Below are 23,305 nucleotides of genomic sequence, written 5' to 3'. Positions count from 1 at the left end.
AGCCGCCGGGCGCGCGGCCGGAAAAGGATACGGACGGGCGCCGCCCCCGCGCCCTTTTTCCATCAACCCGGATTATCGTCCAGACCGCGCCCGCCGCGCGAACCGGCCGGCGCGGACCGCGCACGCATCCATCCCCCGCCGTCATTTCCAGGAGTCTTCATGAACGATACGCGCCCCACCTTCGTCCTGCTGCACGGCCTGCTGTGCGACGCGGACACCTGGACCGATTTCATCGGTCCGCTTTCGCGCCTGGGCCACGTCCTGGCCGCGAACCTGAGCGGCATCGGCTCCCTGCCCGGGGCGGCGCGCGACGTGCTGGCCCGCACGGCCGGACCGCTGATCGTGGCGGGGCATTCGATGGGCGGACGCGTCGCCCTGGAAATGGCGCGCCAGGCGCCGGCGCGCTGCCGCGCCCTGATCCTGATGAACACGGGCTACCGGGGACTGGGCGAAGGCGAGACCGAAAAACGCACGGCCCTGGTGCGCGCCGCCCGGGCGGGCGGCATCCAGGCCATCGCCGACGGCTGGCTCGACGGCATGATCGCGCCCCGGACCCGGGACGACGCCGCCCTGATGGCCAGGATGCGCGCGATGGTCCTGCGCTCGACGCCGGACTCGTTCGCCGGCCAGATCCAGGCCCTGATCGAGCGGCCCGACGCGACGGAACTGCTGGGCCGCATCGCCTGCCCCGTGCTGCTCATGAGCGGCACCGAGGACCGCTGGAGCCCGCTCGACCGCCACGCGGACATGGCTTCCAGGGTGCCGGACGCGGCCCTGGAAGCCATCGAGGGCGCCGGCCACATGGCGCCGTTCGAGGCGCCCGCGGCCTGCCTGTCCGCGATCACGGACTGGCTGGCGCGGCGGGGGCTGGCGGCCTGACCCGGCCGGACCGGGGGCGCGTTTACGCCGGTTCCAGCACCAGCAGTCCGGTCGCCGTATTGGAGATCGGCACGTGGTAATGCGCGTGGTGCCGCTTGACCGGCGTGTCGTCCAGGGCGCCGCGCGCCGCCACCCACATCAGCAGCTCGATGCCCTGGGTGCCGGTGAGTTCGACCAGTTCGTCGTTGGAGTACTGGGTGATCCAGGTCGGATCGTCCACCATGCTGTCCATGAACTGCAGGTCGAAGGGCTTGTTGATGAAGCCGGCGCGCTCGCCGTCGAGCTGGTGCGACAGGCCGCCGCTGGCGATCACCAGCACGCGCCGGTCGTCGTCCCAGGATTCGATGGCGCGGCGCAGCGACTGGCCCAGCCGGTAGCAGCGCGCGGCCGACGGATACGGCGCGAGGACGGTGTTGATGCACACCGGCACGATCTCCACCGGCCATTCGCCGGCTTCCTTGCCTTCCGGCCAGAGCAGCGCCAGGGGCAGCGACACCGAGTGGTCGATCAGGGCTTCCTGGCAGGTGGTGATGTCGAACTCGTCCTCGACCAGGGTCTCGACGATGTGCCAGGACAGGTCCACGCAGCCGCGCGCCGCCGCCAGCGGCGGAATGCCCCAGCCTTCGTCGGCGTTCTTGTAGACGTCCGCGGCGCCCACCGCGAAGGTCGGCATCTTGTCGAGGAAGAAGTTCAGGCCGTGGTCGTTGTGCAGGATGACCACCACGTCCGGGCGCTCGCGCCCCAGCCATTCGCGCGCCTTGCCGTAGGCGTCGAAGAAGGGCTTCCAGTACGGATCCTGCTGTTTCTGGCGGGCCAGCGCCCCGCCGATGGCCGGCACGTGGGACGTGCTGATGCTGCCGATGATGTGCGCCATGATCAAGCTCCCGCCGCGATGAGTTTGGCCTGGAAGGCCTCTTTGGTGACGCCCGTCTGCTGGGCGCCGATGTCCTGCATGTCCAGGCCGAAGATCCCGGCCAGCTTGGCCAGGTAGTAGGGGTGCCCCCCGGCGGCGATCATGCGCAGGACCTGGCGGCTGCGCACGGCTTCCTTCTGCGCATCCGTCAGGTGGTAGCGCGTCATGTAGGCTTCCTCGTCCCGCAGGAAGGCTTCGCGGCACTCGGCCGAGTTGAAGCTGAAGCACATGCGGTTCAGGGCGTAGCCGATGCGGGCCAGGTCGCCGTCGAAGATCACGGTGCCGGGGATTTCCCGCCGGCGCTTGCGTGTGGCTGCTGTCATGAGATGTCTCCTTGGAATCGAAGCCGCCGCGCCGGTGTCGCGGCGGGAACGGACAGCCTCATGGTGACGCAGGACGGATCGTTGGAGAATGGACTTTTGATTTTTAAAAATGTACATTTCGCGGATATCGGCACCCATCATCGGGAGGACGCCATGGAGCCCCTCACCCCGGCGCCCCCGGCCCGCGACCACACCGCCATTCCCATCTACAAGCTGTACGGCTACGGCAACGTCTGGACGGCCTCGGACCCGCTCTACTGCGAAACCATCGCGGCGCAGGAAAGATTGCACAATTGGCATGTGGCGGCCCACAAGCACACGGACCTGTTCCAGGTGCTGTTCCTGGAATCGGGCGAAGTCACGGTGCTGCTGGACGGGCAGGCGCGCACGCTGGGGCCCGGGCAGCTGGTGCTGGTGCCGCAGCGGGTGGTCCACGAATTCATCTTCCGCCCCGGCTCGGGCGGCTACATCCTGACGCTCACCTACGCGCTGCTGCACGGGCTGTGCGCGCGCTTCGGACTGGCCCTGAGCGCCGCCACCGATCCCGCCGTGCTGACGCTGGACACGGACGAGTCCGGCCGGCACGCGGCCCTGAGCTTCCACCAGCTGGACCGCGAATACCGCGGCCTGCACAGCCCGCAGCGCGGTCCGCTGCTGGAATCGCTGCTGTCGGGCATCCTGGTCTGGATCCACCGTCAGGGCTATCCCGCCGGCACGGCCGCCACGGGGGCCGATCCCGGCAGCCAGCACCTGGCGCGCTACGCGCGGATGATCGAGGAACACCACGCCCGCCAGCACCGGGTGGCCTGGTACGCGCAGCGCATCGGCGTGACGCCCGCCCACCTGAACGCCATCGTCCAGGCCCTGGCGGGCAAGTCGGCGCTGGAGCTGATCCACGAACGGCTGCTGCTGGAGGCCCGCCGCGAACTGATCTACACGCCGCGCACCATCGGCGCGATCTCCGATTCGCTCGGATTCGCGGACCCGGGCTATTTCACGCGCTTCTTCAAGCGGCTGGCGGGCGTGTCGCCCAAGGATTTCCGCCGCCGGGCGCTGGCGCCCGGCGCAGACCAGGCCACGGGTCAGACCACCGGCTCGTAGGGCAGGCCGACGTAGTTTTCCGCGATCGTGGTCAGGCCGGCCCGGGTGCTAGTGTAGTAGTCCTGCTCGGCCTTCTGGATGCGCTGGCTGAAGGCGTCGTCGTCGAAGGTGTGCAGCAGCATGCTCATCCACCAGGAAAAGCGTTCGGCCTTCCAGACGCGGCGCAGGGCGATTTCCGAGTAGCGGTCCAGCAGTTCCGGACGCCCGTCCAGGCAGGCCCCGCGCAGCGCGTGGTAGAGCGTGTACACGTCGCTGGAGGCCAGGTTCAGGCCCTTGGCGCCGGTGGGCGGCACGATGTGGGCGGCGTCGCCCACCAGGAACAGGTTGCCGAACTTCATCGGCTCGGCCACGAAGCTGCGCAGCGGCGCGATGCTCTTCTCGATCGAAGGCCCGGTCACCAGCTTGCCCGCCACGTCCTCGGGCAGCCGGGCGGCCAGTTCCGTCCAGAAGCGGTCGTCGGACCATTCCTCGACGTGCTCGGCCAGGCTGCACTGGATGTAGTAGCGGCTGCGCGTGTGCGAGCGCATGCTGCACAGCGCGAAGCCGCGCGGATTGTGGACGTAGATCAGTTCGTCCTCGACGGGCGGCGTGTCGGACATCAGGCCCAGCCAGCCGAAGGGATACACGCGCTCGAATTCCTTGATCTTGTCCTTGGGCGCCGACTTGCGCGAGACGCCGTGGAAACCGTCGCAGCCGGCGATGTAGTCGCATTCCAGCGTCTTTTTCTGGCCCTGGTGGGTGAAGGTGACGCGCGGCTTGCCGTCCAGGAAATCGTGCAGTTGCACGTCCTCGGCCTCGTAGCAGATGGGCGCGCCGCTCGCCTTGCGGGCGTCCATCAGGTCGCGCGTGACTTCCGTCTGCCCGTAGACCAGAACCGACTGGCCGGTCAGGCCCTTCAGGTCGACGTGCTCGCGCCGCCCCTGGAAGGCCAGGGTGATGCCGTGGTGCACCAGGCCCTCGCGGTCCATGCGTTCGGACACGCCGGCCTCGCGCATCAGGTCGACGAAGCCGTATTCCAGCACGCCGGCGCGGATGCGGCCCAGCACGTAGTCCGGCGTGTGGCGCTCCAGGATCACATTGTCGATGCCGCAGCGATGCAGCAGTTGGCCCAGCAGCAGCCCCGAGGGGCCCGCGCCGATGATGGCGACTCGTGTCTTCATGTTCATGTTCTCTCCTCTGCTCTCGATCAGTGCGCCCCCTGGCGGCCAGGCGGGCATGGAACCAGCGGCCCGGGTCCGATCCCGCGTTTTCCCGGGTTCCAGGCACGGAACAGATGGTGCGCCATCCCGTCCTCTTTTTGAATGGACTTTTGAGGATTAAAATTACCAATATGAAATATTTCGATCATGCGCCGATCTTCAAACTCTACGGCGGGCAGGAGGAATGGGCCCGTTCGGAACGGGTGCATTGCGAAACCATCGCCTCGCGCAGCCGCTTGCACAATTGGCATATCCGGCCCCACCGTCATTCGGGCCTCTATCAGATCCTCTACCTGCACCGGGGCCGGGCCGTCGTCTGCCTGGACGAAGCGCGCCATGCCGTGGCCGGCCCGGTGATCGTCGAGGTGCCGCAGGCCTTCGTGCATGGCTTCGAGTTCGACGAGGACTGCGCCGGCCACGTCGTGACGATCGCCTATCCCTTGCTGGCGCGCCTGGTCCAGTTGCTGGGGCCGCGGGCCGCCCTGCCGTCGCAGCCCGTCATCCACGCCCTCGAGCGCGGCGCCGGCGCGGGCCTGCGCGACGCCTTCGCGCACCTGAACGCCCATTACCTGTCCCAGGACGATTTCCGCGACGCGCGGATCGAGGCCTGGCTGACGCTGATCTACGCGCGGCTGCGCAGCCGCCGCCCCGGCGCGGAACCCGACGGCCCGCCCCGCGCCCGGGGCCTGGAGCACCACACCCGCTTCGGCGAGCTGCTGGAAGCCTCGTACGCCGCGCACCACGACGTGGCCTGGTACGCGGACCGGATGGGCATGACCGCCGCCCACCTGAACGTGATCACCCGCGCCCACGCCGGCAAATCCCCGCTGCAGCTGATCCACGAACGGCTGGCGCTGGAAGCCGGCCGCAGCCTGGTGTATACCTCGATGACCATCGGCGAGATCTCGGATGCCCTGGGTTTTTCCGAGCCCGCCCATTTCACGCGCTTCTTCCGCAAGGCGGCCGGGGAATCGCCGCGCGCGTTCCGCCAGCGCGCCTGGGAACAGGGCCGCGCGGCCGCACGGCGGCCGGAAGGCCGGGATCAGGCCCCGGAATCCTCCGCGGGCGCCTCGGCCCCGGCGCCGGCGCGCGCGTAGGCCTGGCGGTCGATGCCATAGCGGCGCAGCTTGTCGTAGAGCGTCTTGCGCGGCAGCCCCAGCGTCTCGAGCGTCCCCCGGATCTCGCCCCCATGCGCGGCCAGGGCCTCGCGGATCAGTTCGGCCTCGTAGCGCTCGACGCGCTCGGGCAGGCTGCCGGCGTCCCGCGCCGGCACGGCCGGATCCCCGGCCGGCGCCTGCTGCACGCCCAGCGCGCAGCGGTCCGCGAAGTGCGCCAGTTCGCGTACGTTGCCCGGCCAGTCGTGGCTCGTCAGGTGGCGCAGCAGCGCGGAATCCATCGGCGGCACCGGGCAGCCGAAGCGGCGGGCGGCCAGGCCGGCGAAATGGGCGAACAGCACCGGGATGTCCTCGCGGCGCTCGCGCAGCGGCGGGATGTTCACCGTCACGACGTTGAGCCGGTAGTACAGATCCTCGCGGAACCGCGCGCGCATGGCCGGATCGCCCAGATCGGCCTTGGTGGCGGCGATCACCCGCAGGTCCACGGCCCGCTGCTCGTTGGTGCCCAGGGGCGCGACCTGGCGCGTTTCCAGCACGCGCAGCAGCCGCACCTGCATCGCCGGGGACATGCTCTCGATCTCGTCGAGGAACAGGGTGCCGCCGTCGGCATGCTCGATGCGGCCCACGCGGCGCTTCTGCGCGCCGGTGAAGGCGCCCGCCTCGTGGCCGAACAGCTCGCTCTCGATCACCGATTCGGGCAGCGCGCCGCAGTTGATGGCGACGAAGGGCGCGTCCCGCCGGCGGCTGAGCCGGTGCAGGACCTGGGCCACGACTTCCTTGCCGCTGCCGGTCTCGCCGTGCACCAGCACGTCGACGTCGGCGTCGGCCACGTGCCGCAGCAGTTCGCGGATGCGCACGATGGCGGGCGCGCTGCCGATCAGCATCGATTCGGCGGCGTCCCCTCCGCCCGAGGCCTGCGCCCGCAGCCGGCGATTTTCCAGAACCAGTTGCCGCTGCGCCGTGCCATGGCGGATGGCGGCCAGCAGCCGCTCGGGCGCATAGGGCTTGGACAGGAAATCGTAGGCACCCTCGCGCATGGCGCCCACCGCCATCTCGATGTCGCCGTGGCCGGTGATGAGGATCACGGGAATCTCGGGATCCAGGCGCCGCACGTGCCGGAACAGCGTCAGGCCGTCCATGTCGGCCATGCGCACGTCCGTGACCAGGACGCCGGGGAAGGTGTCCGTGAGGATGTCCAGCGCCTCGTACGCACTCGCGCAGGCCCGCACGGACACGCCCTGCAGGTCGAGCGCCTGCGCGTTGGCGTCGCGCACGTCCTCGTCGTCGTCGACGAACACCACCTCCATCGGATTCATTCCTCGTCCCCCATCGCTTCCAGCCCCACCTCGAACACCGCGCCCTCCGGGGCGTCGAGCGCTGCCAGCGTGCCGCCGAACTCGGCCAGGATGTCGCGCGAGATCACCAGGCCCAGTCCCACGCCCTGCGCCCGGGTGGTGAAGAACGGCGTGAACAGGCGCTCGCGCGCGGCCGGGTCGATGCCCGGCCCGTTGTCCTCGATCCGCACCCGGACCCGTCCATCGCCACGCTCCACGCTCAGGCGCACGCGGGGCCGCGCGGTGTCCGCGAGGGCCTCCAGCGCGTTGTGCAGCAGATTGACGAAGACCTGCTCCAGGCGCATGGCGTCCGCCCGCACCCGGGGCGAAGGCCGCCCGGCGCGCCCGTCCTCCAGGCGCACGCCCTGCCGGCCCAGGCGCGGCCCGGCCAGCATCAGCGCGCCGTCCAGGGCCGCGTCGAGCTCGACGGATTCGACGCACGCCGCCCGCTTGCGCGAAAACGCTCGCAGTTCCTGCGTGATGCCGCCGATCCGCTCGGTCAGGCGGGCGATCGTCGACAGGTTCTCGCGCGCGCGGTCGGCCTGGCCGCGCCGCAGGAATTCGCCGGCGTTATCGGCGTAGGTCCGGATCGCCCCGACCGGCTGGTTGATCTCGTGCGCCACGCCCGCGGCGACCTGCCCCAGCAGCGACAGCTTGTTGGCCTGGACCAGTTCGTCCTGCATTTCGTGCAGGCGCGCCTCCGCGCGGCGGCGCTCGTCGATCTCGGCGCGCAGCCGCTCGTTGGCATGCCGCAGCTCGCCGGTGCGCGCGCGGACCTCGGCTTCGAGCGCGTCGCGCGCGGCCAGCAGCGCCCGGGCGCGGCGCCTGCGCTGCGCGGCCCACCACCCCGCCATGGCCAGGGCGGCCAGGACCAGGAGGGTCAGCGCCTGGGCGGCCAGCGCGGCCTGGGCCAGCGCGGCCGACACCGGCTTGAGCAGGTGCAGGCGCCAGCCGTCCATGCGCGCCAGCGGCTGTTCGACGTGCAGGACCTGCGTGCCCTTCTCCAGGCCGGCCGCCGCGCGCGTCAGGCGCAGCAGGGGTGCCGGGGACAGGTTCCGGTCCACCAGCATCGGATCCAGGGGCAGCGGGTCCAGGGGCGCCGCGCCGAACTGCAGGCTGGCGCGGACCTGGACGGCCTCGACCGGCGACATCGGCCGCGCCACCCGGTAATGCCAGTCCTCCGGATAGCCCAGCAGCACCACCTGGCGGTCGTCGGTGACGAATTGCGGCATGCCGCTGCGGGCCCAGGCGGACTCCAGGTCCTGGAAGCCGATCTTGAGCACGACCACGCCCAGCGGGCCCCGCGCCCCGTCGATCCGGCGCGACAGGTACAGGCCCGCCTCGTGGCTCACCACCCCGAGGGCGAAATGCGCGGCGTCACGGGCGGCCATCGCATCCTTGAAATATGGCCGGAAGCGGTAGTCGTGGCCGACGAAGGAATCCGGTTCGCGCCAGTTGCTCGCCGACACCGTCCAGCCGGTCGCGTCCAGCACGTAGAGGACGGAAGGCCCCAGTTCCCGGCCCAGCGCCTCCAGCCGGCGGCTCAGGTCCTCCAGCGCGCGCGGCGTGGGGGATTCCAGCACGGCTCCCAGGGCCGTGTCCTGCGCCAGCACGCGCGGAATGGCGCGGAACTTGTCGAGCTTGTGGCCCAGCGCGGTGAGGCTCAGCTGCGCCGCGGCGCGGGCCTGCGATTCCAGGTCCCGCAAGGCGCGGTCCCGCGCCCAGGCGCCGGCGCCCCAGAGCGCCCCCGCCAGCAGGGCGATCCCCGCGACCGCCAGCAGCCAGCGCACCGCCCAGGCGGATGGGCGGCGCGGCTGGACGCGCGAAGCGGCGGGCGGGTTCTGGGGGCGCATGTTCGATGTGGCGGAATTCCGGACATTCTACTTCATCGGTGTGCGGGATTCCGCCACACCGACCCACGGCCGGCGCCGACCGGCATCCGGACCAGGAAAAAAATTCCTTTCCAATCAAATGGATACATCAAATCCCCCGTCCCTGGAAAAACTGGCACGGGGATTGCTTTGCTTCTTTCCGGCGGGCCTGGCGGCACGCCGCCTTCCCTTGAAAAAAATGCCGGGGACGACGAGCAGGACTCGTCCCGCCCGGCCCTGTCTGGAGACACGGACCATGCTCGACATCCCGACCCGCGCTGTCCCCGCGCGCAAGCCCCGGTTCTACCGGATCCTCTACGTCCAGGTGCTGTTCGCGATCGCCGTGGGCATCCTGCTCGGGCATTACGCGCCCGACCTGGGCGAAGCCATGAAGCCCCTGGGCGACGGCTTCATCAAGCTCGTCAAGATGATCATCGCCCCGGTGATCTTCCTGACCGTGGCGACCGGCATCGCCGCCATGAGCGACCTGAAGAAGGTCGGCCGCGTCACGGGCAAGGCCATGCTGTACTTCCTGACCTTCTCGACCCTGGCCCTGGTCGTCGGCATGATCGTCAGCCACGTCGTGCAGCCCGGCGCCGGCATGCACATCGACCCCGCTTCCCTGGACCAGGGGGCGGTGGCCACCTACGTCAGCAAGGCGCACGCCTCCACCATCAGCGGCTTCCTGATGAACATCATCCCGGCCACGATGTTCAGCCCCTTCGTCAGCGGCGACATCCTCCAGGTCCTGTTCATCGCCGTGCTGTTCGGCATCGCCCTGGCCATCATCGGCGAGCGCGCCAAGCCCGTGCTGGACCTGCTCACCGCCCTGGCCGGCCCGGTCTTCAAGATCGTGGAGATCCTGATGAAAGCCGCCCCCATCGGGGCCTTCGGCGCCATGGCCTTCACCATCGGCAAGTACGGCATCGGATCGGTGCTGAACCTGGCGATGCTGGTGGGCACGTTCTACGTCACGGCCGTGCTGTTCGTGCTGGTCGTCCTGGGCGCGGTGGCCCGCTACAACGGCTTCTCGATCGTCAAGCTGGTGCGCTACATCCGCGAAGAGCTGCTGCTGGTGCTGGGCACCAGTTCCTCGGAAGCCGCCCTGCCCACCCTGATGCAGAAGATGGAAGGCGCCGGCTGCTCGAAATCGGTCGTGGGCCTGGTGATTCCCACCGGCTATTCCTTCAACCTGGACGGCACCAACATCTACATGACCATGGCGGCCCTGTTCATCGCCCAGGCCTGCGACATTCCCCTGAGCCTGGGCGACCAGATCCTGCTGTTGCTGGTGGCCATGCTCAGCTCCAAGGGCGCGGCCGGCGTCACCGGCGCCGGCTTCATCACGCTGGCGGCCACGCTGTCGGTCATCCCCTCGGTGCCGGTGGCCGGCATGGCCCTGATCCTGGGCGTGGACCGCTTCATGTCGGAATGCCGCGCCCTGACCAACCTGGTGGGCAACGCCACCGCCACCGTGGTGGTGGCCCGCTGGGAAGGCGAGCTGGACAAGCGCCGCCTGGACGAGGCCCTGTCCTCGGGCGCAGTGCCGCTGGACACGGACGCCCACGCCCAGCCGATCGGTCTCGCCGAGGCCGAGGACCGGGCGGCCCAGGCCGCCTGAGTCGGCCCCAGCCCCGGGCCGGACGTCCCGGCCCGTGCGGCGCGGCCGCCCGGGCCGCGGGCGAGGCCTGGGCCCCGCCCGCTCCGGGTCCGGTCCTACGCCGCCATGTCGAGCACGACGCGGCCGTCGATTCGGCCTTGCAGCATGCGCTCGAAGACCGCGTTGACGTTCTCCAGCCTTTCGGTGGAAACGGTGGCCGCCACCTTCCCCGCGCCGGCGAAATCCAGCGCTTCCTGCAGGTCCAGGCGAGTCCCCACGATGGAACCCCGCACCGTGATGCCGTTGAGCACCATGTCGAAGATCGGCAGGGGAAAGTCCCCCGGCGGCAGGCCGTTCAAGGCGATCGTGCCGCCGCGCCGCGCCATGCCCAGGGCCTGTTCGAAGGCCTTGGGGGACACGGCGGTCACCAGCACGCCGTGGGCGCCGCCGATTTCGCGCCGGAGATACGCCGCGGGGTCGGTTTCCCGGGCGTTCACCGTCACCTCGGCGCCTAGCCGGCGCGCCAGCGCGAGCTTGCCGTCGTCGATATCCACCGCCGCGACGTTCATGCCCATCGCCCGGGCGTACTGGACCGCCATGTGGCCCAGCCCGCCGATCCCCGAGATCACCACCCAGTCGCCGGGCTTGGTGTCGGTGACCTTCAGGCCCTTGTAGACGGTGACGCCCGCGCACAGGACCGGCGCGATCTCGACGAAGCCGACGGTGTCGGGCAGGCGGCCGACATAGTCGGCCTCGGCGACGGTGTAGCGGGCGAAGCCGCCGTTGACCGAATAGCCGGTGTTCTGCTGGCTCTCGCACAGGGTTTCCCAGCCGCCCAGGCAATGCGCGCAATGCCCGCAAGCCGAATACAGCCACGGGATCCCGACGCGGTCGCCCTCCTTGACGTGGCGCACGCCCGCCCCGAGACCGACCACGTACCCCACGCCCTCGTGGCCGGGGATGAAGGGCGGCTTGGGCTTGACCGGCCAGTCGCCGTGCGCGGCATGCAGGTCGGTATGGCAGACTCCCGAAGCCTCGATCCGGACCAGGATCTGGCCGGGGCCGGGCCGGGGCACGGCGACCTCCTCGATCGCCAGCGGCTTGCCGAATTCCCGCACGACGGCGGCTTTCATGGTGGTTTCCATCGATACACCTCCTTTCAGGCAAAAGGCTCCCCCGGCGCTCCGGCGGAGCGCCGTCCTTTTTCGGAGCCGGAATGAAGAACGCCGGCCATCGGGCCGGCGTCATGTCCGCGTCAGAAGAACCCGAGCGCGTCCGGGCTGTAGCTGACCAGCAGGCACTTGGTCTGCTGGTAGGCGTTCAGCGCCATCTTGTGGTTCTCGCGGCCGATGCCGGACTGCTTGTAGCCGCCGAAGGCCGCATGCGCCGGGTACAGGTGGTAGCAGTTGGTCCAGACCCGCCCGGCCTGGATCTGCCGCCCGACCCGGTAGGCCTGCGAGCCGTCGCGCGTCCACACCCCGGCCCCCAGGCCGTAGTAAGTGTCGTTGGCGATGGCGACGGCCTCGTCCTCGTCCCGGAAGGTCATGACCGAGGCCACGGGGCCGAAGATTTCTTCCTGGAAGACGCGCATGTCGTTCTCGCCGAACAGCAGCGTGGGCTTGACGTAGAAGCCCTGGTCCAGGCCGGCGCCGGGCACGTTGCGCGCGCCGCCCGTCAGGCAGCGGGCGCCTTCCTCGCGGCCGATGTCGATGTAGCCCAGGATCTTGTCCATCTGCGCCTTGGACACCTGGGCGCCCAGCATGGTGGAGGCGTCCAGGGGGTGGCCGGTCTTCATGGACTCGACCCGCTGGATGGCGCGCTCGATGAAACGCTCGTAGATGGATTCCTGGACCAGGATGCGCGAGGGGCAGGTGCAGACCTCGCCCTGGTTCAGAGCGAACATGCTCAGGCCTTCCAGGGCCTTGTCGAAGAAGGCGTCGTCCTGGTCCATCACGTTGGCGAAGAAGATGTTGGGGCTCTTGCCGCCCAGTTCCACCGTGCTGGGGATCAGGTTGTCGGCGGCCGCGTGCAGGATGTGCCTGCCGGTCGGCGTCGAGCCGGTGAAGGCGATCTTGGCGATGCGCTTGCTGGAGGCCAGCGCCGCCCCGGCCTCCTTGCCGAAGCCGTTGACGATGTTGAGCACGCCGGGCGGCAACAGGTCGCCGATCAGTTCCATCAGCACCAGGATCGAGGCCGGCGTCTGCTCGGCGGGCTTGAGCACCACGCAGTTGCCCGCCGCCAGGGCCGGACCGAGCTTCCAGGCGGCCATCAGCAGGGGGAAGTTCCAGGGGATGATCTGCCCCACCACGCCCATGGGCTCGTGGAAATGGTAGGCCACCGTGGTCTTGTCGATTTCCGAAATCCCGCCTTCCTGGGCGCGGATGCAGCCGGCGAAATAGCGCAGGTGGTCGACGGCCAGCGGCAGGTCCGCCGCCATGGTCTCGCGCAGCGGCTTGCCGTTGTCGATGGTCTCGGCCACCGCCAGCAGGCGCAGGTTCTGTTCCATGCGGTCGGCGATGCGCAGCAGCACGCCGGAGCGTTCCGCCACCGAAGTCTCGCCCCAGGCCTTGCGCGCGGCGTGGGCGGCGTCCAGCGCGGCCTCGACATCGGCTGCATCCGAGCGCGGGACCTTGCAGAACACCTGCCCGGTGATCGGCGACAGGTTGTCGAAATACCGCCCGCCGGCCGGCGCCACCCAGCGCCCGCCGATGTAGTTTTCGTAGTGCTTCTTGTAGGGAAAGCCGATATCGATGCCAAAGTGCTTCAGGTCGGTCATGTCCATGTCTGTCTCCTTGGTGAAATGGGCCGGCCCCCGCGCGGGCGAGGCGCCGGACGCGCCGCCGCGGCGCGCGGCGGGGCTCCCTTCCATCCAAGCAAGGAGCATGCCAGCTCGCGCCGAAGGCATGCGTTCCGGCCCCCAGGAGCGCCGGGACGCGGCGTCCGCGCGCGGTCCCGGCGGGCCTCGCGCGGTTCGCCCGGGCGGCGCTTTCAAAGACCGGGCGGTGGTGGCATACTGGACCCGAATCGTCTTTCAAAACAGGGACTTGTCGCATTTTGCGACAATCCGCGCCGCAAGCGGCGACAGTCTTCGCCGCGGACCGCGACAGCGTCCGCGACACCCCCGGACGGAGGACTTCCATGCAGGCACCGCCCACGATCCACCTGGCGCCGGGCGCCCGCCCGCAGGCGGCGACGCGCATCCACCAGTCCTGGGCGCGCTGCGCCGACCTGGATCCCGCCCTGCTGGCCGACCCCAATCCCCTGCCCCGCGCGGACCTGGACATCCGCCGCGAGGCCCACCGGCACCTGCTGCGCCTGGCCGAACCCAGCCTCGGCGCGCTGGGCGCGCTGGCGGACTCGGCGCACAGCGTCGTGCTGCTGGCCGACCCCAGCGGCCTGATCCTGCACGAACGCGGCAGCCGCAGCTTCCAGGACAAGGCGCGCCGCGTGGCGCTGCAGCCCGGCGTCAGCTGGGCCGAGCCCCTGCGCGGCACCAACGCCATCGGCACCGCCCTGCACGACGGCCGCGCCGTGCGCATCCACGGCGCGGAGCATTTCCTGGCCTGCAACAGCATCCTCAGCTGCCATGCCGCACCCATCTTCTCGGCCACGGGCGAGATCCTCGGCATCCTCGACCTGTCCGGCCCGGCCGACGACAGGCACGCCACCATGCTGGCCCTGGTGCAGCGCATGGCGCGGGGCATCGCCGACCAGATCCTGGGCGAAAGCCCGCTGCGCCGGCTGGACTTCCGCCTCGGCCGGGGGCCGGAGGACGACGGCCACGCCCTGCTGCTGCTGGACGACGACGCCCGCATCGCCGGCGCCAACGAGGCGGCCCTGCGGGCGCTGGACGCCGACTGGGGACGCCTCATCGGCACGCCCTGCGCGCAATGGATCGACGGACCGCTGCACACCCGGGACGCGCCGCTGCACCGCCACGACGGCCAGCCCCTGACCGGCCGCCTGATCGCGCCGCCGCACGCGCCGGCGCGCCCCGCGACCATCCCGCCGGCTCCGCGGCCCGCGGTCCCGGCCGCCGCCCGCCCGGCGGCCCGCCTCCTGCCCGAACCCGACGCCGTCAGCAGCCCTCTGCTGGACCAGGCCGTGCGCGCCCTGGACGCGGGCCTGGCCGTGCTGCTGTGCGGCGAGACCGGCACGGGCAAGGAAGTCCTGTCGCGCCACATCCACGCCCGCAGCGCCTGGCGCGCCGGCCCCTTCGTCGCCATCAACTGCGCCGCCCTGCCCGAGCACCTGGTCGAATCCGAACTCTTCGGCTACGAACCGGGCGCCTTCACCGGCGCGCGGCGCGAAGGCGCGCGCGGCCTGCTGCGGCAGGCGCAGGGCGGCGTGCTGTTCCTGGACGAGATCGGCGACATGCCGCTGGCGCTGCAGACCCGGCTGCTGCGGGTCCTGCAGGAACGCGAGGTCCAGCCCCTGGGCTCGGACAAGCGCGTACCCCTGGAATTCGGCCTGGTCAGCGCCAGCCACCAGGACCTGAAGGCCCTGGTGGCCCAGGGGCGGTTCCGCGCCGACCTGTACTACCGGCTGCAGGACATGCCGCTGCACCTGCCGCCGCTGCGCGAACGGCCCGACCTGGCGGCCTTCATCGGCGACGCCTACCGGACGCTGGGGGGCCACCTGGCCGGCGACGCGCTGGCCGCGCTGGCCCGCCACGACTGGCCGGGCAACTACCGGGAACTGTTCAGCGTGCTGCGCCGGCTGCGCTGCCAGCATCCGGGGCCCGCGCCCATCGCGGCCGGCGGCCTGCCCGGGGACATCGCGGCGCCGGGTCCCGCCCCCGACGCGGCGCCCGGCCACGAGCCGGGCGTCCCCGCCCCGGCGGCCTGGAGCACGGCCCCGGCGCTCCCGACGGACGGCGATGCCGATCCCGGCGCCGATCTGCGCGCGCTGGAACGGCGGGCCATCGAGCAGGCCCTGCGCGCCTGCCAGGGCAACGTCAGCCGCGCCGCGCGCCGCCTGGGCATCCACCGCAGCACGCTCTACCGCAAACTGCAATAACGGTACCAGCGGCAGCGGGAACGGAACGGGGCCGCCCGAAGGCGGCCCCGTTCATACGGCATCGATGCGAAAAACCCGGATCACTGCCCTTCGAGGAAGGACTTCAGCTTGTCCGCGCGGCTGGGGTGGCGCAGCTTGCGCAGGGCCTTGGCCTCGATCTGGCGGATGCGCTCGCGGGTCACGTCGAACTGCTTGCCGACTTCCTCCAGCGTCTGGTCGGTGCTCATCTCGATGCCGAAACGCATGCGCAGGACCTTGGCCTCGCGCGGGGTGAGCGAATCCAGGACTTCCTTGACCACGTCGCGCATGGAGCCATGCAGCGCCGAATCCGAAGGCGAGACGGTGCCGGTGTCCTCGATGAAGTCGCCCAGGTGGGAATCGTCGTCGTCGCCGATGGGGGTTTCCATCGAGATCGGTTCCTTGGCGATCTTCAGGATCTTGCGGACCTTGTCTTCCGGCATGTCCATCTTCTGCGCCAGCGTGGCGGGATCCGGCTCGGCGCCGGTTTCCTGCAGGATCTGGCGGTTGATCCGGTTCATCTTGTTGATCGTCTCGATCATGTGCACCGGGATGCGGATGGTGCGCGCCTGGTCGGCGATCGAACGGGTGATGGCCTGGCGGATCCACCACGTGGCGTAGGTGGAGAACTTGTAGCCGCGCCGGTACTCGAACTTGTCCACGGCCTTCATCAGGCCGATGTTGCCTTCCTGGATCAGGTCCAGGAACTGCAGGCCGCGATTGGTGTATTTCTTGGCGATGGAAATCACCAGGCGCAGGTTGGCCTCGGTCATCTCGCGCTTGGCCTTGCGGGCCTTGGCCTCGCCGGTGGCCATGCGCTTGTTGACGTCCTTCAGGTCCTTCAGGGGCAGCACCACGTTGCGCTGCAGCTCGATCAGCTTCTGCTGGACTTCCTGGATCGCCGGGGCGTGGCGCGCCAGCGTCTCGGAATAGCCGTGGCCGGCCGCGACTTCCTCGTCCACCCAGCCGAGATTGGTCTCGTTGCCGGGGAAGGCCTTGATGAAGTGGTTGCGCGGCATGCCGGCGCGGGTCACGCAGATCGCCATGGCGGCGCGTTCCTGGGCGCGGACTTCCGCGACCTGGGCGCGCAGGGCGTCGGCCAGGCGCTCGACCATCTTGGCGGTGAAGCGCACGCCCATCAGCTGGGCGTGGATGGCCTCGCGCGCCTGGACGTAGGCGGTGGAACGGTAGCCCTCGGTCTCGAAGGCCACGCGCATCTTGTCGAACCAGGTCTCGACCTCGTCGAAGATCTTGAGGGCCTTGGTGCGCAGGTATTCCAGCTGCTTGCTGCTCATGCCGCCGGCCGGGCCGTCGTCCTCGTCCGAAGCCACGCCCGAACCGGCGTAGTCCTCGCCTTCCTCGTCGATCAGGCCGTCCACGACCTCGTCGATCTGTGCGGAACCCTCGCGCACGCGGCGCACGTGTTCCAGGATCTCGTTGACCGTGGTCGGGCAGGCCGCGATGGCCATGACCATGTGCTTCAGGCCGTCCTCGATGCGCTTGGCGATCTCGATTTCGCCTTCGCGGGTGAGGAGCTCGACCGTGCCCATCTCGCGCATGTACATGCGCACCGGGTCGGTGGTGCGGCCGAAGTCCGAATCCACGGTGGTCAGGGCGGCCTCGGCCTCGTCCTCGACGTCGTCGTCGCTGGCGGCCGTGGGCACGTTGTCGCTCATCAGCAGGGTTTCGGCGTCCGGGGCCTGGTCGTAGACCGAGATCCCCATGTCGCTGAAGGTGCTGATGATGCCGTCGATGGCCTCGGCGTCGACCAGGTCGTCGGGCAGGTGGTCGTTGATCTCGCCGTAGGTCAGGTAGCCGCGGTCCTTGCCGAGCTTGATCAGGATCTTCAGGCGGTTGCGCCGGGCTTCCTGTTCCTCGGGCGTCATCTGGCTGCGCGACGGACTGTCCTTTTCGCCCTTGGCGCGCTTGCCGCCGCGCTTGGGCAGGGGCTTGAGGTCGGGGATGACCTCGCCGTCCTCGACGTCGTCGTCCACGTAGTCGCCGCCATCGTTGCCGGCGTTCTTGGCCGGGCGGCCGGGCTTGCGCCCGGAGGGCACGGCCTTGGCGGCGCGCGGCTTGTCCGCGGCGGCCTTCTTGGCGGCCGCCGGCTTTTCAGCCGGTTTTTCGACGGCCGCCTTGCGGGCGGGCTTTTTCGCCGCGGCGGCTTCCGGCACCGCAGCCGCCCTGGCCGACTTCACCTCGGCTTCGGGCGCGACGCCCGCCGCCTTGGTTTTCTTGGCAGTCGTTTTTTTGGCGGCCGCGGGGGCCTTGCCAGTTCCTTGGGTCATGTGTGGGTTCCGTAGGGTTGCACCGCGGGTTAGGCCACGATACGCGACAACTTATTGAAAACCATATAGTTTACTGCACTTGCGGGGAAGAATCACCCCGCGCCCGCCTTCAGCCGGGCCAGCCGGCGGCTGAGCTCCTGGTAGCGGCGGCGATCTTCCTCCGTCGCGAGCCCGGACTCGATCAGCCGATCGCACTGCTCCTGCACCGTCTGGCGCTCGATGGCCCGCAGGGCATCGTCCCATTCGGCCTGCGGATCGGGCAGATCCTGCGCCATCAATTCGGTGGACAGGTCCTGGATCGCCCGCGCGAGGTCCGATTCCGGATCGGCCGCCTGCAACAGCGCCCCCGCATGCGCGGCGCCGCAGGTGCTGGCCAGGCCGACGAGCTGCCTCACCAGACCCAGATGGGGATGATGGGCGAGCAATTCAAGCTGCTGGTCGCCCAGCCCCGCCACCAGGGCGGGATGCGCCAGCAGCAGCCGCAGCAGCCGCCGCGCCATGGGCGTGACCTGGCGCGACCCGCCGCCCCGGCGCGCAGTCCGGCCGGTTCCGCGCGGCGCCTGGCGCGGCGCGTCGTCCAGCCAGGAGGGGGCGGCGTCCGGATCCATGCCCGCGCCCGGATTCTCGCCGCCCGGCCACGGCGCGCCTTCCGCTTCCGCCGCATACCGGCCCTCGGAGCGGGCAAACCGCGCCGGTCCGGCCATGCCGGATCCCGCCGCGCCGCCCTGCCCCGCCAGCCTGCCCGTCCCGGCGGGCTGTCCGGCGCCCGCCGCCGGTCCGGCGGCGGCCAGGAGCTGCGCCAGTTCCTCGGGCGTCAGGCGGACCCGGCGGGCGAATTCACGCTCCATCTGCAGGCGGAAGCCGCCCTCGGGCATCTGCCCGAACAGCGGCCGGGCCTCGTGCACGCAGGCGGCCCGGCCCTCGGCCTCGTCCAGGTCGTGGCGCGAGGCCAGTTCGTCGAGCATGAAGCGCGACAGGGGCACGGCCTCGTCCAGGCAGGCGCGCAGGGCCTGGACGCCGTAGGCCCGCACGTAGGAGTCCGGATCATGGCTTTCCGGCAGGAACAGGAAGCGCATCGAGATATCCTCGGCCACCCAGGGCAGGCAGGCCTGCAGGGCCCGCCAGGCGGCCTTGCGCCCGGCGCCGTCGCCGTCGAAGCTGAAGACGATGCGGTCGCTGGCGCGGCGCAGCTTGCGCAGGTGTTCCGGCGTGGTGGACGTGCCCAGCGTCGCCACGGCGTTGTTCAGCCCGTACTGGGCCAGGGCCACCACGTCCATGTAGCCCTCGACCACCAGCACGCAGCCCTCGGCGCGGATGCCGGCGCGCGCCTCGTGCAGCCCGTAGAGTTCGTTGCCCTTGGAAAACAGGCTGGTCTCGGGGGAATTCAGGTACTTGGGCTCGCCCGGCTCGATCAGCCGCCCGCCGAAGCCGATCAGCTGGCCGCGCTGGTTGCGGATCGGGAACATGACCCGGCCGCGAAAGCGGTCGTGGCGCCGGCCGTCCTCGGCTTCGATCACCAGCCCCGATTCCAGCAGGGCGGGATCCTCGTAGTGCGCGAAGACCGCCGCCAGCCCGCGCCGGTCGCGGTCGGCCCAGCCCAGGCCGAAGCGTGCGGCGATCTCGCCGCTCAGGCCCCGGCGCTTCAGGTATTCGATGGCTTCCGGGGCCTGCTTCAGGGCGGCGCGATAGTGCGCCTGGGCCTGGTCCAGGATTTGCTGCTGGCGCGACCCTTCCTCGCGGCGTTCGCGGTCGGCGGCGCGCTGGCGGGGGCTGCGGGGTTCTTCCGGCACGGTCATGCCGACGCTGGCCGCGAGGCTGCGCACGGCCTCCGGGAACGGCGTCCCGGTGTGCTCGGTCAGGAAACGCAGCGCGGTGCCGTGCGCGCCGCAACCGAAGCAATGGTAGAACTGCTTGGTCGGGCTGACGGTGAACGACGGCGTCTTTTCATTGTGAAAAGGGCACAAACCCAGCAGGTTTGCGCCCCCTTTGCGCAGCTTGACGTATCGGCCTACGACATCGACGATATCGACGCGCGCGAGCAGTTCCTGAATGAAGGAATCAGGAATCAATCAATAGAGTCGCGGCGGCAGTTGTTGGCTGCGGATGCGCTTGTAGTGGCGCTTGACGGCGGCGGCGCGCTTGCGCTTGCGCTCGGCCGTGGGCTTTTCGTAAAACTCGCGCGAACGCAGCTCGGTCAGGAGGCCGGTCTTTTCGATGGTGCGCTTGAAGCGCCGCAGGGCAGCCTCGAAGGGCTCGTTTTCTTTGAGGCGGACAATCGGCATGTAAATCCTTGAAAGCCTGTAAATTCATGGGCGTCGGGAACCAGAGCACCCGGTGCGTCCATGGTTGGGGTTAAAGGTTAGACGCAAGATTCTAGCATGAATCCCGTGGCAAAGCCATGCTCATCCGGGCCGGGCCGCATGCCGCCGGCCCTTCCGGAATCACTTCGAGTCCGGATACGCCGTGCGCACGCCCTTGCGGATCCAGGATTCCAGCTGGTGCGGCCGCAGGCTGTCGTAGTCCTCGAAGGGCTGGTGGATCCACGGATTGGTCGGCAGGTGCTCGACGTGATAGTCGGGCTGCACCTGGGAATGGCCTTTCACCCAGAGCACCGCCGTGCGCAGTTCGGTGATGCCGGGAAACTGCTTGATCAGGTGGTCGCGCACCCGGGTGAAGGTCAGGCCGGTGTCCACCATGTCGTCCACCAGCAGCACCCGGCCGTCCAGCGTGCCGCGCGTGATCGTGATGAACTGGGCGATGTCGAGCTGGCCCTGGACCGTGCCGGCCGCCTCGCGGTAGCTGCTGGTCGCCAGGATGCCCAGCGGCAGGTCGAAGATACGCGACAGCACGTCGCCCACCCGCACGCCGCCGCGCGCCAGACAGAGGATCTTGTCGAAGGCCCAGCCCGATTCATGGACCTGCAGGGCCAGGCGCTCGATCAGGCCGTGGTACTGTTCCCAGCTGACCCAGAGGTCGCGTTCGGTGCTCGATGGGGTATTCATCCGTATTTCCCGTTCCGGTGAAGAAGAATAATGAAAAAACCGCAAGCGGGCTTGCGGTTTCGGGGTTTTTCCGGCGCATCAACCCTGGAGGGGGTTGCGCAGGACGATCGTCTCCAGCCGGTCGGGGCCGGTCGAGACCATGTCGATCGGCACGTCGCAGACTTCGGCGATGCGTTCCAGGTAGCGGCGCGCGTTGACCGGCAGCTTGTCGTATTCGGTGATGCCCACCGTGGATTCCGACCAGCCGGCCATTTCTTCCAGCACGGGTTCCGCTTCGGCGGCGGCATGGGCGCCATAGGGCAGCACGTCCAGGAACTTGCCCTTGTAGCGGTAGCCCACGCCGATCTTGAGCTGCTCGACGCCGTCGAGCACGTCCAGCTTGGTGATACACAGGCCCGTCAGGCCGTTGATCATAACCGAGCGCTTCATGGCCGCGCCGTCGAACCAGCCGCAGCGGCGCGGGCGCCCCGTGACCGAGCCGAATTCCTTGCCCACCGTGGCCAGGCGCAGTCCGGTGTCGTCCAGCAGCTCGGTGGGGAACGGCCCCGAGCCGACGCGCGTGGTGTAGGCCTTGGCGATGCCCAGGACGTAGTCCAGGGCCTGGGGGCCCACGCCCGAGCCGGCCGCCGCGGCGCCGGCCACGCAATTGCTGCTGGTAACGAAGGGATAGGTGCCGTGGTCGATGTCCAGCAGCGTGCCCTGGGCGCCTTCGAAGAGCAGGTTGTGCCCGGCGCGGCGCGCGATGTACAGGTTGCTGGAGACGTCGGCCACCATGGGTTCGAGCTGCGGCGCCAGCGCCATGACCAGGTCGCGCACCTGGGCGGCGTCCACCGGCTTGGCGCCCAGGTACTGCGTCAGCACGAAATTGTGATAGTCCAGGACTTCGGCGAGCTTTTCGTCGAACACGGCCGGATCGTACAGGTCCTGGACGCGCAGGGCGCGGCGCGCGACCTTGTCCTCGTACGCGGGGCCGATGCCGCGGCCCGTGGTGCCGATCTTGCCTTCGCCCTTGCGGGCCTCGCGGGCCTGGTCCAGCGCCACGTGGTACGGCAGGATCAGCGGGCAGGCGGCGGAGATCTGCAGGCGCGAGCGCACGTCCAGCCCGGCGGCTTCCAGTTCGCCGATCTCGGCGAGCAGGGCCTCGGGCGAGAGCACCACGCCGTTGCCGATGTAGCAGGTGACGTGCGGGTGCATGATGCCCGACGGGATCAGGCGCAGGATGGTCTTGCGGCCGTTGATCCACAGGGTATGGCCGGCGTTATGGCCGCCCTGGAAGCGCACGACGCCCTGGGCCGACTCGGCCAGCCAGTCGACGATCTTGCCCTTGCCTTCGTCACCCCACTGGGTGCCGATCACGACGATGTTCTTGCTCATAGGTCTTTCGAAAGGCGACGGAATGCCGCCATGGGAAACGGGTTAGTTTATACCATCGGTGACAGTGTTCGACGAGCGCCGCCTTCAGGCAACGCCGTCCAGGGGCCGCAGCGCCCAGCCGTCGCCGGTGGCGGCCAATTCCTGATCCACGAAGAATTCGTCCGGACACTGGGGCTCGCCCGGCAGCGCCTGGATCACGATGCGCCCCTGGGCCCGCAGCGCGCGGATGGCTTCCGCCAGGGCGGGATCGTCGGACCAGGGCGCGCGGATGGCCTGGACGGGCTGCGCGTCGGGCAGGCCGGCGGACAGCTTGCGCAGGTCCAGGCTGAAGCCGGTGGCCGGCCGGGCGCGGCCGAACTTGCGGCCGATGCCGTCGTAGCGGCCGCCGCGCACCAGGGCGTCATGCCAGCCCGCCGCATAGATGGCGAACATGACCCCGGAATGGTAGCCGTAGCCCCCGCCCATGTCCGCCAGGTCCAGCGCGATCGGCGCGTCCGGCAGGGCCGCGCACAGGGTCCGCAGGTCGTCCAGGGCGGCCCGCACGGCCGGCAGGTCGGGCAGGCATTCGCGGGCGCGGTCCAGCACCGTCAGGTCGCCGTACAGGGTGGTCAGGGCGCGCAGCGCGTCCAGGCTGTCGGCGCGCGCGCCGCATTCGGCGCACAGGGCCGCCAGGCCGGGGGCGTCCTTGGCGCTGAGCAGCTCGAAGACCGCGTCCGCGGCTTCGGCCAGGGCCGGATCGGCGTCGACCAGCGCCCGCCCCACCCCGGGATGGTTCAGGTCCAGGCGCGGCTGGCGCACGCCGGCCCGGCGCACGGATTCCAGCGCCAGGCGGATCGATTCGATGTCGGCCTGCACGCCGGCGTGGCCGAAGATCTCGGCGCCGATCTGCAGCAGCTCGCGGTCGGACATCAGGCCGGCCGCCCGCGCATGCACCACGGGCCCGCAATAGCACAGCCGGGTGACGCCCTCGCGGTTGAGCAGATGGGCGTCGATGCGCGAAACCTGGATGGTGATGTCGGCGCGCACGCCCATGGTCAGGCCCGAGAGCTGGTCCACCAGCTTGCAGGTGCGCAGGCGCAAGGCCTCGTCGTCGGCCGGCATCAGGGAGTCCAGGTATTCCACCATGGGCGGCGCGACGAGTTCGAAGCCGTAGGTCCGGTACAGGTCCAGCAGCTCGCGGCGCAATTCCTCGATGCGCCGCGCCTCGGCGGGCAGGACGTCCGACAGGTTTTCCGGCAACAGCCAGCTTGACATCATGGTCTGTCGATC

The 23,305-nt window shown here is 69.9% G+C and carries 18 protein-coding genes; 5 read left to right on the top strand and 13 right to left on the bottom strand.

Annotated features, from left to right (window positions below; genetic code table 11):
• Positions 1 to 159: 159 nt before the first annotated feature.
• Positions 160 to 879 carry an alpha/beta fold hydrolase gene (locus ACFO27_RS12890; RefSeq protein ID WP_376817687.1) on the top strand — a complete coding sequence of 240 codons (720 nt, stop codon included), beginning with the start codon at positions 160 to 162 and terminating at the stop codon, positions 877 to 879.
• Positions 880 to 901: 22 nt separating this feature from the next.
• Here ACFO27_RS12890 and ACFO27_RS12885 read toward each other — a convergent pair whose 3' ends face one another.
• Both ACFO27_RS12885 and ACFO27_RS12880 read right to left on the bottom strand, forming a co-directional pair.
• Positions 902 to 1,753, bottom strand: a complete 852-nt coding sequence (locus ACFO27_RS12885; RefSeq protein ID WP_376817686.1) for a class III extradiol dioxygenase family protein — start codon at positions 1,751 to 1,753, stop codon at positions 902 to 904.
• A gap of 2 nt (positions 1,754 to 1,755) precedes the next feature.
• Positions 1,756 to 2,115 (bottom strand): protocatechuate 4,5-dioxygenase subunit alpha, encoded by a 360-nt coding sequence (locus ACFO27_RS12880; protein WP_376817685.1) that lies wholly within the window; start codon positions 2,113 to 2,115, stop codon positions 1,756 to 1,758.
• 153 nt (positions 2,116 to 2,268) lie between these two features.
• Here ACFO27_RS12880 and ACFO27_RS12875 point away from each other — a divergent pair, with 153 nt between their 5' ends.
• On the top strand, positions 2,269 to 3,216 hold the full coding sequence (locus tag ACFO27_RS12875) for a helix-turn-helix domain-containing protein (protein WP_376817684.1): 948 nt from the start codon (positions 2,269 to 2,271) through the stop codon (positions 3,214 to 3,216).
• Here ACFO27_RS12875 and pobA read toward each other — a convergent pair.
• Entirely contained in the window at positions 3,198 to 4,376 is a 1,179-nt protein-coding gene (pobA, locus tag ACFO27_RS12870; protein ID WP_376817683.1) for a 4-hydroxybenzoate 3-monooxygenase, read from the bottom strand. The genes ACFO27_RS12875 and pobA overlap by 19 nt on opposite strands.
• Positions 4,377 to 4,546: 170 nt before the next feature.
• Here pobA and ACFO27_RS12865 point away from each other — a divergent pair, with 170 nt between their 5' ends.
• Entirely contained in the window at positions 4,547 to 5,512 is a 966-nt protein-coding gene (locus tag ACFO27_RS12865) for a helix-turn-helix domain-containing protein (RefSeq protein ID WP_376817682.1), read from the top strand.
• Here ACFO27_RS12865 and ACFO27_RS12860 read toward each other — a convergent pair.
• The gene (locus ACFO27_RS12860; RefSeq protein WP_376818054.1) at positions 5,458 to 6,837 is read right to left on the bottom strand and encodes a sigma-54-dependent transcriptional regulator; all 1,380 of its coding nucleotides are present in this window, start codon (positions 6,835 to 6,837) and stop codon (positions 5,458 to 5,460) included. The genes ACFO27_RS12865 and ACFO27_RS12860 overlap by 55 nt on opposite strands.
• A 5-nt stretch (positions 6,838 to 6,842) precedes the next feature.
• Entirely contained in the window at positions 6,843 to 8,717 is a 1,875-nt protein-coding gene (locus ACFO27_RS12855) for a sensor histidine kinase (RefSeq protein ID WP_376817681.1), read from the bottom strand.
• A 274-nt stretch (positions 8,718 to 8,991) separates the two neighbouring features.
• Between ACFO27_RS12855 and ACFO27_RS12850 the strand changes: the two genes are divergently transcribed.
• The gene (locus ACFO27_RS12850; protein ID WP_376817680.1) at positions 8,992 to 10,356 is read left to right on the top strand and encodes a dicarboxylate/amino acid:cation symporter; all 1,365 of its coding nucleotides are present in this window, start codon (positions 8,992 to 8,994) and stop codon (positions 10,354 to 10,356) included.
• Between the two features lie 95 nt (positions 10,357 to 10,451).
• On the opposite strand, the gene adhP is transcribed toward ACFO27_RS12850, so the two are convergent.
• Together adhP and exaC are read right to left on the bottom strand one after the other, a co-directional pair.
• Positions 10,452 to 11,480: an alcohol dehydrogenase AdhP gene (adhP, locus tag ACFO27_RS12845; RefSeq protein WP_376817679.1), complete on the bottom strand. Its 1,029-nt coding sequence runs from the start codon at positions 11,478 to 11,480 to the stop codon at positions 10,452 to 10,454.
• Positions 11,481 to 11,590: 110 nt separating this feature from the next.
• On the bottom strand, positions 11,591 to 13,117 hold the full coding sequence (exaC, locus tag ACFO27_RS12840; RefSeq protein WP_376817678.1) for an acetaldehyde dehydrogenase ExaC: 1,527 nt from the start codon (positions 13,115 to 13,117) through the stop codon (positions 11,591 to 11,593).
• Positions 13,118 to 13,473: 356 nt separating this feature from the next.
• Here exaC and ACFO27_RS12835 point away from each other — a divergent pair, with 356 nt between their 5' ends.
• On the top strand, positions 13,474 to 15,354 hold the full coding sequence (locus ACFO27_RS12835; protein ID WP_376817677.1) for a sigma-54-dependent Fis family transcriptional regulator: 1,881 nt from the start codon (positions 13,474 to 13,476) through the stop codon (positions 15,352 to 15,354).
• 80 nt (positions 15,355 to 15,434) lie between these two features.
• Here ACFO27_RS12835 and rpoD read toward each other — a convergent pair whose 3' ends face one another.
• The 6 genes from rpoD to ACFO27_RS12805 all read right to left on the bottom strand — a co-directional run bounded on the left by rpoD (position 15,435) and on the right by ACFO27_RS12805 (position 23,290).
• The gene (rpoD, locus tag ACFO27_RS12830) at positions 15,435 to 17,660 is read right to left on the bottom strand and encodes an RNA polymerase sigma factor RpoD (RefSeq protein ID WP_376817676.1); all 2,226 of its coding nucleotides are present in this window, start codon (positions 17,658 to 17,660) and stop codon (positions 15,435 to 15,437) included.
• A gap of 92 nt (positions 17,661 to 17,752) precedes the next feature.
• Positions 17,753 to 19,729, bottom strand: a complete 1,977-nt coding sequence (dnaG, locus tag ACFO27_RS12825; RefSeq protein ID WP_376817675.1) for a DNA primase — start codon at positions 19,727 to 19,729, stop codon at positions 17,753 to 17,755.
• Entirely contained in the window at positions 19,730 to 19,942 is a 213-nt protein-coding gene (gene rpsU / locus ACFO27_RS12820; protein ID WP_043681943.1) for a 30S ribosomal protein S21, read from the bottom strand.
• A 159-nt stretch (positions 19,943 to 20,101) separates the two neighbouring features.
• Positions 20,102 to 20,662 carry a phosphoribosyltransferase gene (locus ACFO27_RS12815; protein ID WP_376817674.1) on the bottom strand — a complete coding sequence of 187 codons (561 nt, stop codon included), beginning with the start codon at positions 20,660 to 20,662 and terminating at the stop codon, positions 20,102 to 20,104.
• Positions 20,663 to 20,740: 78 nt separating this feature from the next.
• Positions 20,741 to 22,036, bottom strand: a complete 1,296-nt coding sequence (locus tag ACFO27_RS12810) for an adenylosuccinate synthase (RefSeq protein WP_376817673.1) — start codon at positions 22,034 to 22,036, stop codon at positions 20,741 to 20,743.
• 84 nt (positions 22,037 to 22,120) lie between these two features.
• On the bottom strand, positions 22,121 to 23,290 hold the full coding sequence (locus ACFO27_RS12805) for an ATP phosphoribosyltransferase regulatory subunit (protein ID WP_376818053.1): 1,170 nt from the start codon (positions 23,288 to 23,290) through the stop codon (positions 22,121 to 22,123).
• Positions 23,291 to 23,305 lie beyond the last annotated feature (15 nt).

It is taken from the genome of Castellaniella denitrificans (assembly GCF_042653765.1).
In the GTDB taxonomy this organism is placed as follows: domain Bacteria; phylum Pseudomonadota; class Gammaproteobacteria; order Burkholderiales; family Burkholderiaceae_B; genus Castellaniella; species Castellaniella denitrificans.
This window is presented reverse-complemented; position numbering and strand designations above follow the sequence as displayed.

Coding starts and splice junctions, on each gene's coding strand:
- rpsU (WP_043681943.1), bottom strand. CDS start 19,942: ATGCCGATTGTCCGCCTCAAAGAAAACGAGCCCTTCGAGGCTGCCCTG.
- ACFO27_RS12875 (WP_376817684.1), top strand. CDS start 2,269: ATGGAGCCCCTCACCCCGGCGCCCCCGGCCCGCGACCACACCGCCATT.
- pobA (WP_376817683.1), bottom strand. CDS start 4,376: ATGAAGACACGAGTCGCCATCATCGGCGCGGGCCCCTCGGGGCTGCTG.
- rpoD (WP_376817676.1), bottom strand. CDS start 17,660: ATGACCCAAGGAACTGGCAAGGCCCCCGCGGCCGCCAAAAAAACGACT.
- ACFO27_RS12850 (WP_376817680.1), top strand. CDS start 8,992: ATGCTCGACATCCCGACCCGCGCTGTCCCCGCGCGCAAGCCCCGGTTC.
- ACFO27_RS12880 (WP_376817685.1), bottom strand. CDS start 2,115: ATGACAGCAGCCACACGCAAGCGCCGGCGGGAAATCCCCGGCACCGTG.
- ACFO27_RS12855 (WP_376817681.1), bottom strand. CDS start 8,717: ATGCGCCCCCAGAACCCGCCCGCCGCTTCGCGCGTCCAGCCGCGCCGC.
- ACFO27_RS12865 (WP_376817682.1), top strand. CDS start 4,547: ATGAAATATTTCGATCATGCGCCGATCTTCAAACTCTACGGCGGGCAG.
- ACFO27_RS12835 (WP_376817677.1), top strand. CDS start 13,474: ATGCAGGCACCGCCCACGATCCACCTGGCGCCGGGCGCCCGCCCGCAG.
- ACFO27_RS12815 (WP_376817674.1), bottom strand. CDS start 20,662: ATGAATACCCCATCGAGCACCGAACGCGACCTCTGGGTCAGCTGGGAA.
- exaC (WP_376817678.1), bottom strand. CDS start 13,117: ATGGACATGACCGACCTGAAGCACTTTGGCATCGATATCGGCTTTCCC.
- ACFO27_RS12890 (WP_376817687.1), top strand. CDS start 160: ATGAACGATACGCGCCCCACCTTCGTCCTGCTGCACGGCCTGCTGTGC.
- ACFO27_RS12810 (WP_376817673.1), bottom strand. CDS start 22,036: ATGAGCAAGAACATCGTCGTGATCGGCACCCAGTGGGGTGACGAAGGC.
- ACFO27_RS12885 (WP_376817686.1), bottom strand. CDS start 1,753: ATGGCGCACATCATCGGCAGCATCAGCACGTCCCACGTGCCGGCCATC.
- ACFO27_RS12805 (WP_376818053.1), bottom strand. CDS start 23,290: ATGTCAAGCTGGCTGTTGCCGGAAAACCTGTCGGACGTCCTGCCCGCC.
- adhP (WP_376817679.1), bottom strand. CDS start 11,480: ATGGAAACCACCATGAAAGCCGCCGTCGTGCGGGAATTCGGCAAGCCG.
- ACFO27_RS12860 (WP_376818054.1), bottom strand. CDS start 6,837: ATGGAGGTGGTGTTCGTCGACGACGACGAGGACGTGCGCGACGCCAAC.